Origin of the sequence: Bordetella petrii (assembly GCF_020991325.1) — a bacterium.
Classification (GTDB): domain Bacteria; phylum Pseudomonadota; class Gammaproteobacteria; order Burkholderiales; family Burkholderiaceae_B; genus Bordetella_A; species Bordetella_A petrii_E.
Map to the genome: position 1 here is coordinate 1 of NZ_JAJMLX010000182.1, position 9481 is coordinate 9481.

Below are 9481 nucleotides of genomic sequence, written 5' to 3' on the forward strand. Positions count from 1 at the left end.
AGATGGACATGGGCGTCAGCCGCCGCCAGGCCTTCGACGACCTGCGGCGGCGCAACGACTCCGAGCAGGTCGCCATGTTCGTCACCGCGCTCCAGCAGGGCGAGGAGCTGGGCGCGCCCATCGTGGACACCCTGATCGCCATCGCCACCGACATGCGCCGCACCGACGCCCAGAACGCCCGCCGCAAGGCCGCCAAGGCGGTGCCCAAGGCGACGCTGATGGTCACCACGTTCATGGTGCCCGCGACCATGATCCTGATGGCCTCCGCGATGCTGCTCGGCTCCGAGGCCGACATCGGCTCGCTCACGGGGAAGTGAGGGGTCCGCCATGCGGAAGCAGTCGAAGCCGGGTCCGGGGCCGATGCCGATGCCGAGGCACCGGCCAAGGCGGTTGCCGAAGCGCCGCCGCCTTCGCCGGTCAGAGTCAGCATCAATGTCCGGCCATGGGGGGAAATCCTGGTCAATGGTGTGTCGCGGGGCGTGACCCCGCCACTGAAAACCCTGCGTCTGCCTCCCGGCAAGTACTCCGTTACGGTGCGCAATTCGGCCCAGGCGCCTTACCGCACCACGCTGGAAGTCCGGGCCGGCAAGCCGGCCATGATCACGCACGTGTTCCGCTGAAAGCGGCCCGGCGCCGCTTCGGGTTCAGGCTTCGTAGTCGGCATCATCCAGCGCCCTGGGCAGGCTTAGCGTGAAGCAGGTGCCAGAGCCGTGCACGCTGTCGACCGTAATGCGGCCGCCATGGCGCTGGGCCGCGGCGCGCACGAAGGCCAGGCCCAATCCGGTACCGGTGGTACTGGAGCCACGAGCCTCGCCCGTGCGGAAGAACGGTTCGAACAGGCGCGGCAAGTCTTGCGGCGCAATGCCGGGGCCCTGGTCTTCGATATCAATATCCCAGGTGTCGTCACTGGCGCGTACCCGCAAGTGGACATGGCCATTGTCGGGGCTGTACTTCACCGCGTTGTCCAGCAAATTGCATACCGCGCGCAGTATCAGCGTCCGGTCGCCGTACGTCAACGCGGCCGTATCCGGCGCCTGCAGGTCGATCGAAATACCGCGTTCCTGCGCCGCGGCCCAGAAGTCATCGATGGCCTCGCGCAGCACGTCGGCCACGTCCAGCTTCGCGTGGGCGATGTCCATCGATTCCGCCCGCGTGAACTGGATAAAGTCGTCCACCAGGTGCAGGGTGCGATTGGCCAAGTGCGCAATACGCTGCATGGTGTCTGCCGCCGGGCTGCCCGGCGGTTCCGCCTGGCTCAAGGCCACCAGGGACAGGATCGAATTCTGTGGCGCGCGCATGTCGTGATAAATGAACCGCAGCGTTTCTTCACGCTGGCGCTCTGCCTGGCGCATGGCGGTGACATCGCTGAGCGTAACCACCAACCCGGCGTGGGCACCGTGCGCGGTACGCACCGGGGCGCAACGCAGCAGTATGTCCTGCCCCGCGCGGTCGCGTACTTCAATATGGACCTGGAGCGCCCGCGTATCTTGTTGCGCGGGCGCACTGTCATGGACGCGCAATGCATGCCGTACCTGCTGCTGCGCGGCGGGGTCGTCGAAGGCCTGTTCCAGCGCGGGCACCAACGCCTGTCCGATGCGTGGGGGCCGGATACTCTGGTTCAGGAAATACAGCACGGCCTGCCGGTTGCGGAATTGCAGGCGCCCCGCTTGGTCGATGACCAGCGTGGCGTCGGGCATGCCGTCCAGCCCGTCTGCCAGGAAGCGCCGCAAGTTGCGCACGCGGCTCAGCGCGCGGTCCAGTTCATCGACGTGATGGTCCAGCGAAGGCCCGATGCGCCTGGCTTGCGGCCCCGTTTCGTCCAGGATGGGCGGATACTCGACCCGCAACCGCTTCATTTCGCCGGCCATGTATCGCAGCGCCGCTTCCTGGCTGCGCCAGCTCCACAACGGATAGCAGGCCGCCACCCCCACCAGTGCCGCGGTGGGCGGAATCCAGATTCTGCCCCAATACAGGGCGGCCAATGCCGCCGCCAGGATGGCGGCCAGCAGCGCGGCGCTGCAGGCAAAGGCCTGCCGCGGCGACAGGCGCGGCAACGCCAGGCATAACAGCAGCACGGGCAAGGCGCTGGCCAGCGCGGTTTGCCAGGCCTGCGCCGACCGCAGTATCTGCGGCGCCGCGGTCGACTGCAATAAGTTGCCCATGATTTCGACGCCGGACATGCCGCTGGCATCATGCGAAACCGGGGTAGGAAATACATCGCCCAGTGCGGTGGCCCAGGTGCCCACCAGCACGTACTTGTCCTGCAATAATCCGGGCGGCAGTTCGCCGCGCAGAATGGACAGGTATGACACCATCTGGAAGCTGCCTGGCGGTCCGGTGTATGGAATCAACGAATTGTCCAGCGGCGTCAGGCGCTGAAGAAAGCGCTGCGCGCGCGCATCGTCGCCGCCTGCCCGCAGCAGTGCCAGCGTGAAGTGTTCCCATGTAACGCCGCCCGCCACTCGTTGCCAGGCGGCGCGCCGCACGACGCCGTCGCCATCCAGGCGGATATTGATGAACCCCAGCCCCGCTGCCGCCTGTGCCAACGGAGCCAGCGGCAGGGTGGCTTGTTCAGGCTTGCTCAGGCTGTCCAGCACGACCGGCAGCACCACCCGCCCATGCCGCCAGATGGCCTGCTCCAGCAGGCGGTCGCCTTCTTTCAGGTGCGGATCGGTTTCCGAGAAAACGAAGTCCAGGCCGACGGCGCGTGCGCCGTGCAGGCGGTCCAGCAGCGCCGCGTGCACCGCGCGCGGCCAGGGCCAGCGGCCCAGCGTCGCGATCGCTTCATCATCGATGGCGACGATCAGGATATCTGCCGCGGCCGGGCGGCCGGCCAGCGACATGGCCCTGTCGTAGATCATCTGGTCGACACGGCCCATGCCGTTGAACGCCCCGAGTAGCGCGGCCAGCATGGTCAGCAGCACGGCCAACAACCGCCTTGAATGGGGAATGACCCGGGAAGTGTCGGCCATGGCTGGAGCGTCGGGGCAGGTTGGCGGGTCAGTACTCGGCCAATGTGACGACGCCACCATCTGACAACGATACCGGCAGCCCTGACATGGTCATCAGCGCGTTGGCGCCTTCAAAGGGCACGCAGGCATCGCGTCCGCGCAGTCCCGAGGCATCGACGGCACGCACGGTCACGTAGTAGGTGCCCGCTCCGGGTGCCGAAAAGCGGTTGGCCGAGGGGCTGTCGAACAGGGTCGAGGACACCGGTTCCATGCCTTCTTCGTCACTCGAGATCACCACCTCATAAGATACGGCGCCCGGCACGGGATCGAATTCGGTGGTCCATTGGCCTGAGCCGGCGCGTTTCGGTATGCCGAGGCGGGGCGCGGGCAACAGCGGCCGGATGCCGTCCAGCCGGCCATCGGCACCGATGGCCGCACCGTAGCCGGTGGCCACAGCTACCGGTTGGCCGGGCTTGTCGCCCTTGGCGTGAGGCTGCAGGCGCACACTGCCTTCCAGGACTTCGCTGCGCACGCCCTGGTTGCCGGCCTGCACGCGGAACCGTGTGCCGCGTACGCCCGTCACCGCCACGGGAGTGCGTATTTCGAATCGGCCCACGCCTTGGCCGTTCGGCGCCACGCTCGAATCCACCGTGCCGTTCTCGACACGCAAAATGGAATCCGTCAGCGCATTGCCTTCAAATTGACGCAGCCGCTCCAGGTGGGTGGCACCCGCGCGCGGCAGCGTGATCTTGGTGCCATCGGCCAGTTCCAGGGTGACGAAACCATTGGCGGACGTGGTGATCGTCGAACCTTCTTCCACGCGCGAGCCTTCGCGCAACGGCGCGCCGTCCATCGCGGCGCTGCCACTGACGTGTGCCACCACCGTCTGCGCCGGCACCACCGGGATCATGGACAGCGGTATGTGCAGCTCACGGCCGATGGCAAGCCGATAAGGGTCCGCCACGGCGTTGATGCGCTGCAAGGCCGTCCAGTTCGCCTCGTTCCGCGTATAGGTGGTAGCAAGGTTAATGAGCGTGTCGCCCCGTTGAACCCGATAAACGAAATCATCGCCCAGCGCTCCGGCCGGCTGGGCCAGCGCCGGCGCGCTGATTGACGCCGCGCATAACGTGATGAATATGCGCGCGAAACGCCAAGTCATGTATTCAGTCTCCTGTGCAGGGCCGGTGTGCGGCCCCTTGCCTACTGCTAGGCATTGTTGTCGCTTATTAATTCAAGCCGGTACCCCAGGGCATACGACGAGGAAAGCCGTACGCCATGTTTCGGCCGCAACTGGAGTTTCTGCCGGATATTCGACAAATGCGTGTCCAGGGTGCGCGACGTAGCCGGTATTTCACGATTCCAGACGCTTTCCGCCAATACGTCGCGCGACAGCAAGCGCCCGACATTGCGAAAAAACAATTGCGCCAGGTCAAATTCTTTTGGCGCCAGGGCGATGGCCTGACCATTCAGCACAATGGTGCGGGCGCCAGGATCGACACGGTACGAGGCCACCGTGAACGGCGCCTGCTCCGGCGTGGCCGCCTGGGTACGCCGCAGCAGCGCCGCTACCCGTGCCAGCAGTTCGGCGGGCCGCAGCGGCTTGACAATATAGTCATCGGCGCCGGCCTCCAGGCCGCGCACCAGGTCTTCTTCCTGGCTTCGGCTGGTAATGAAAACGATCGGAAGCTGCATGCCCAGCGTGGCGCGCAGTTGCCGCAGCACCTCGTCGCCGTCCATGTCGGGCACCTTCCAGTCGAGCAGGATAAGGTCGAATGACTGGCTGCGCACTGCCGCCAGCAGATCGCGGCTGCGTTGGTAGCTATGGCAGGCGTACCCAGCGGAACTCAGTACCTGCTGAATATGCCGCGCCTGATCCAGGTCGTCTTCCAGCGAAGCTATTTGCATAGAAATTTTTGGCGAAGAACGAACGTGGCAACCTCGGTTTCCACAGTACCGTGGCGATGAAAAGAGTCGTGCCGATTTGCAATAATAACTCGCGCTTGGCAACACTTGGATCATGCAACATTGTGAATGTCAAGCAATGTCAAATTGACAAAGATTGACTACGTTCTTGCACATTCTGCCGTCACACTGTCTCGGTAACACCGAAGTTGCGAAAAGCCCGAATTTATGCGCTTTCGCGAGTCTTGAACGGTGTCAGGGACAAATCATGAAGCAATTGAAAGTGCTCATTATGGTGTCCGATGCAACAATTCGCGGAAATATGCTGGCGACTCTGTTGCAGGCGGGCATTTCGACAGAAGGGTGCGCCACGCCGCTGGAACTGTTCAACCGGCTGGGCGGCGATGCGTACGATGCCGTTGTGCTCGAACTCAGCGAGCTGGGCGAGATCGGCTATGCGCTGGTATCGCGGCTGCGGACGTCGTCCACGCTGGGTATCGTGGTGGTCGGTGCCGACCTGGGGCTGGAAACGCGCCTGCGGTGCCTGCAAAGTGGCGCCGACGTCTGCGTGCCCGGCGCGCCGGACAGTCGGGAGCTGGCTGGCGTCATGCTGGCGCTGGCGCGCCGCCTGGCCGCCAGCCAGCCCGTGGTGCTCGACGACCCCGAACCCCGCGACGAGCCCGCCGCGCGCTGGGAACTGCGCGACCAGAGCTGGACCCTGATGTCGCCTTCGGGCGTCGCCATTTCACTGTCCGCCAACGAACGCCTCATCGTCCGGGCTTTGCTGGACGTGGCGGGACGGGCGGTGGGGCGGATGGAACTGGGCAAGCAGTTGGAATCCGACAGCAGCCTCAGCCGGGCCAGCGGTTCGCGCAGCATCGATGTCATCATCAGCCGGTTGCGCCGCAAGGCCGAGCTGGCCGGGGTCACCATCCCGATCCGCACCGTCTACGGCAGCGGTTATTTGTTTACCGACCACTAGCCCGGCACGTCTGCCCGCCAGCTGTTGATGTATCAAGCAGCGGCCGGGTGCCGGCTTGCCGCCCGGCATCCGGCCGTGGCCCGAAACGGGCTTTGACATGCACCCGTATCTGGGTTATGCTGACGGGCTTACTGCTTTATTCGCGCATAAAGAAGGCCAGCTGCTCCCACGGCTGCCGGTCTTTGTGCGTTTTTGTCTGCAAGACCCGCTCTTTTACGTAAGCAACGTTTGAGGCGGTTTTGCGTGAACTGCCTCTCGCTGGCAAGCCGTTCTTCAAGGGGCGTCTGCCAGGGAAATGAGTACAAAAAGTACTTACCAGTGGTACGTAAAAGGGATTTCAAAGGTCATGCCTACCATTAGCCAACTCGTGCGCAAGCCGCGCGAAGTCAGCGTCATCAAAAGCAAGAGCCCCGCGCTCGAAAACTGCCCGCAACGTCGCGGCGTGTGCACCCGCGTGTACACCACCACCCCCAAGAAGCCGAACTCCGCGCTGCGTAAAGTAGCCAAGGTTCGCCTCACCAACGGCTACGAAGTCATTTCGTACATCGGCGGTGAAGGCCACAACCTGCAGGAACACTCGGTGGTTCTGGTGCGCGGCGGCCGTGTGAAAGATCTTCCGGGTGTGCGTTACCACATCGTGCGTGGTTCGCTCGACCTGCAAGGCGTCAAGGATCGCAAGCAGGCTCGCTCGAAGTACGGCGCCAAGCGCCCGAAGAAGGCTTAAGCCTCATTCATCCGTTGTTTATGTAGTACCCCCGGTAGTGCGCAAGCGCCACCAGGAAAGTGCAACCGCGCCAGCCCCTAGCCGGGACGGTGCGCGGCACGTAAGGGGCCGTCTTATTGGGCGGCCATGGCCGTGTCATCTGGCACGGTTCAACTGAACAGACACAAGGAAGCAAAATGCCCCGTCGTCGCGAAGTACCCAAGCGCGAGATCCTGCCCGATCCCAAGTTCGGCAGCGTCGAGCTCGCCAAGTTCATGAACGTCGTCATGCTGGACGGCAAGAAGGCCGTCGCCGAGCGCATCGTCTATGGTGCCCTCGAGCAAGTACAGACCAAGACCGGCAAAGAGCCGATCGAAGTCTTCAGCCTGGCGATCAACAACATCAAGCCGATCGTCGAAGTGAAAAGCCGCCGTGTGGGCGGCGCGAACTACCAAGTGCCGGTTGAAGTGCGCCCTGTGCGCCGCCTGGCCCTGGCCATGCGCTGGCTGCGCGAAGCCGCCAAGAAGCGTGGCGAAAAATCGATGGATCTGCGCCTGGCTGGCGAACTGATCGACGCCTCCGAAGGTCGCGGCGCCGCGATGAAGAAACGCGAAGACACGCACAAGATGGCCGAGGCCAACAAGGCCTTCAGCCATTTCCGCTGGTAATTTAAGGACTAACCCACCATGGCCCGCAAAACCCCGATCGAGCGCTATCGCAACATTGGTATCTCTGCGCACATCGATGCAGGGAAAACCACCACGACCGAACGCATCCTGTTCTATACCGGTGTCAATCACAAGATTGGCGAAGTGCATGATGGCGCTGCCACCATGGACTGGATGGAGCAAGAGCAAGAGCGCGGCATCACCATCACGTCGGCAGCCACGACGGCGTTTTGGCGTGGCATGGCCGGTAACTATCCCGAACACCGCATCAACATCATCGATACCCCGGGGCACGTGGACTTCACCATCGAGGTGGAACGTTCGATGCGTGTGCTCGACGGTGCGTGCATGGTGTACTGCGCGGTGGGCGGTGTTCAGCCGCAGTCCGAAACCGTGTGGCGCCAGGCCAACAAGTACGGCGTGCCCCGCCTGGCCTTCGTCAACAAAATGGACCGCACCGGCGCCAACTTCTTCAAGGTCTACGACCAATTGAAGACGCGCCTGCGCGCCAATCCCGTGCCCATCGTCATTCCCATCGGTGCCGAAGACACCTTCAAGGGCGTCATCGATCTGGTCAAGATGAAAGCGATCATCTGGGATGAAGCCAGCCAGGGCACCAAGTTCGACTACGCCGACATCCCGGCCGAACTCGAAGGCGCCGCCGCCGAATGGCGCGAGAAGCTGGTCGAGGCCGCCGCCGAATCCACCGAGGAACTGATGAACAAGTACCTCGAGACGGGTTCGCTCGACGAAGCCGAGATCAACGTCGCGATCCGCCAGCGCACCATCGCCGGCGAAATCCAGCCCATGCTGTGCGGCACCGCCTTCAAGAACAAGGGCGTGCAGCGCATGCTGGACGCGGTCATCGACTACCTGCCCTCGCCCATCGACATTCCGCCGGTGGATGGCCAGGACGATGACGGCAATGCCGTTTCGCGCAAGGCCGACGACGGCGAAAAGCTGTCGGCGCTGGCCTTCAAGCTGATGAGCGACCCGTTCGTGGGCCAGCTCACCTTCGTGCGCGTGTATTCGGGCGTGCTGAAGTCGGGTGACACCGTCTACAACCCCATCAAGGGCAAGAAAGAACGCGTCGGCCGTCTGCTGCAGATGCACGCCAACAACCGCGAAGAAATCAAGGAAGTTCTGGCGGGCGACATCGCCGCTGTGGTGGGCCTGAAAGACGTGACCACGGGCGAAACCCTGTGCGACGTCGATTCGCACATCCTGCTCGAGCGCATGGAGTTCCCCGAGCCCGTGATTTCGCAGGCCGTCGAACCCAAGTCCAAGGCCGACCAGGAAAAAATGGGCCTGGCCCTGTCGCGCCTGGCCCAGGAAGATCCGTCGTTCCGCGTGCGTAGCGACGAAGAATCCGGCCAGACCATTATTTCGGGCATGGGCGAACTGCACCTGGAAATCCTGGTCGACCGCATGAAGCGTGAATTCGGCGTGGAAGCCAACGTGGGCAAGCCCCAGGTTGCTTACCGCGAAACCATCCGCAAGACCTGCGACGAAGTGGAAGGCAAGTTCGTCAAGCAGTCGGGCGGCCGTGGCCAGTACGGTCACGTGGTGCTCAAGCTCGAGCCTCTCGATGCTGGCGGTGGCTACGAATTCGTGGACGCCATCAAGGGCGGTGTGGTTCCTCGCGAATACATCCCCGCGGTGGACAAGGGCATCCAGGAAACGCTGCCCTCGGGCATCCTGGCCGGCTACCCGGTCGTGGACGTCAAGGTCACGCTGTTCTTCGGTTCGTACCACGACGTGGACTCGAACGAAAACGCGTTCAAGATGGCCGGCTCGATGGCCTTCAAGGAAGGCATGCGCAAGGCCAGCCCCGTGCTGCTCGAGCCCATGATGGCCGTTGAAGTCGAAACGCCTGAAGACTACGCTGGCACCGTGATGGGCGATCTGTCCTCGCGTCGCGGCATGGTTCAAGGCATGGACGACATGGTGGGCGGCGGCAAGACCATCAAGGCCGAAGTACCCCTGGCCGAGATGTTCGGTTACGCCACGAACCTGCGTTCGCTGACGCAGGGCCGTGCCACGTACACGATGGAATTCAAGCATTACTCCGAGGCCCCCAAGAACGTCGCTGACGAAGTCATCGCCGCTCGGGCCAAGTAAATAAGGGTCGCTGCGTCTCCGTGATCCGGGGGCGCGGCAAATCATTCCAGTTTCCTTGAAAGTCAAAGGATAGAGATCATGGCAAAAGGCAAGTTTGAACGTACCAAGCCGCACGTGAACGTGGGTACGATTGGTCACGTTGACCACGGCAAAA

The 9481-nt window shown here is 63.4% G+C and carries 9 protein-coding genes and 1 pseudogene; 7 read left to right on the plus strand and 3 right to left on the minus strand.

The window, feature by feature from the left end:
• The coding region (locus tag LPZ50_RS16910; protein WP_230662866.1) for a type II secretion system F family protein at positions 1–317 on the plus strand (317 nt) is incomplete at its 5' end.
• A gap of 111 nt (positions 318–428) precedes the next feature.
• A complete protein-coding gene (locus LPZ50_RS16915; protein ID WP_329957673.1) occupies positions 429–620 on the plus strand; it encodes a PEGA domain-containing protein in 192 nt (63 codons plus the stop codon).
• Positions 621–644: 24 nt separating this feature from the next.
• Here the strand turns inward: LPZ50_RS16915 and LPZ50_RS16920 are convergent, their stop codons facing one another.
• Genes LPZ50_RS16920 through LPZ50_RS16930 form a run of 3 tightly spaced genes read right to left on the minus strand, consistent with a single transcriptional unit; the run spans position 645 to position 4856 of the window.
• Positions 645–2972, minus strand: a complete 2328-nt coding sequence (locus LPZ50_RS16920; RefSeq protein WP_230662871.1) for a CHASE2 domain-containing protein — start codon at positions 2970–2972, stop codon at positions 645–647.
• A gap of 28 nt (positions 2973–3000) precedes the next feature.
• The gene (locus LPZ50_RS16925) at positions 3001–4110 is read right to left on the minus strand and encodes a FecR family protein (protein WP_230662873.1); all 1110 of its coding nucleotides are present in this window, start codon (positions 4108–4110) and stop codon (positions 3001–3003) included.
• A gap of 47 nt (positions 4111–4157) precedes the next feature.
• Positions 4158–4856 carry a response regulator transcription factor gene (locus tag LPZ50_RS16930; RefSeq protein ID WP_230662875.1) on the minus strand — a complete coding sequence of 233 codons (699 nt, stop codon included), beginning with the start codon at positions 4854–4856 and terminating at the stop codon, positions 4158–4160.
• A gap of 265 nt (positions 4857–5121) precedes the next feature.
• Here LPZ50_RS16930 and LPZ50_RS16935 point away from each other — a divergent pair, with 265 nt between their 5' ends.
• The 5 genes and pseudogenes from LPZ50_RS16935 to LPZ50_RS16955 all read left to right on the plus strand — a co-directional run.
• Positions 5122–5835, plus strand: coding sequence for a winged helix-turn-helix domain-containing protein (locus tag LPZ50_RS16935; RefSeq protein ID WP_419195605.1), 714 nt, complete (start codon positions 5122–5124; stop codon positions 5833–5835).
• 346 nt (positions 5836–6181) lie between these two features.
• Positions 6182–6559, plus strand: a complete 378-nt coding sequence (rpsL, locus tag LPZ50_RS16940; RefSeq protein ID WP_012251774.1) for a 30S ribosomal protein S12 — start codon at positions 6182–6184, stop codon at positions 6557–6559.
• A gap of 176 nt (positions 6560–6735) precedes the next feature.
• Complete coding sequence (gene rpsG, locus LPZ50_RS16945) at positions 6736–7206, plus strand: 30S ribosomal protein S7 (protein ID WP_006216561.1); 471 nt, start codon at positions 6736–6738, stop codon at positions 7204–7206.
• An 18-nt stretch (positions 7207–7224) separates the two neighbouring features.
• Complete coding sequence (fusA, locus tag LPZ50_RS16950) at positions 7225–9327, plus strand: elongation factor G (RefSeq protein ID WP_230662879.1); 2103 nt, start codon at positions 7225–7227, stop codon at positions 9325–9327.
• Positions 9328–9405: 78 nt separating this feature from the next.
• Positions 9406–9481: pseudogene (locus tag LPZ50_RS16955) on the plus strand (elongation factor Tu); the annotation flags it as partial.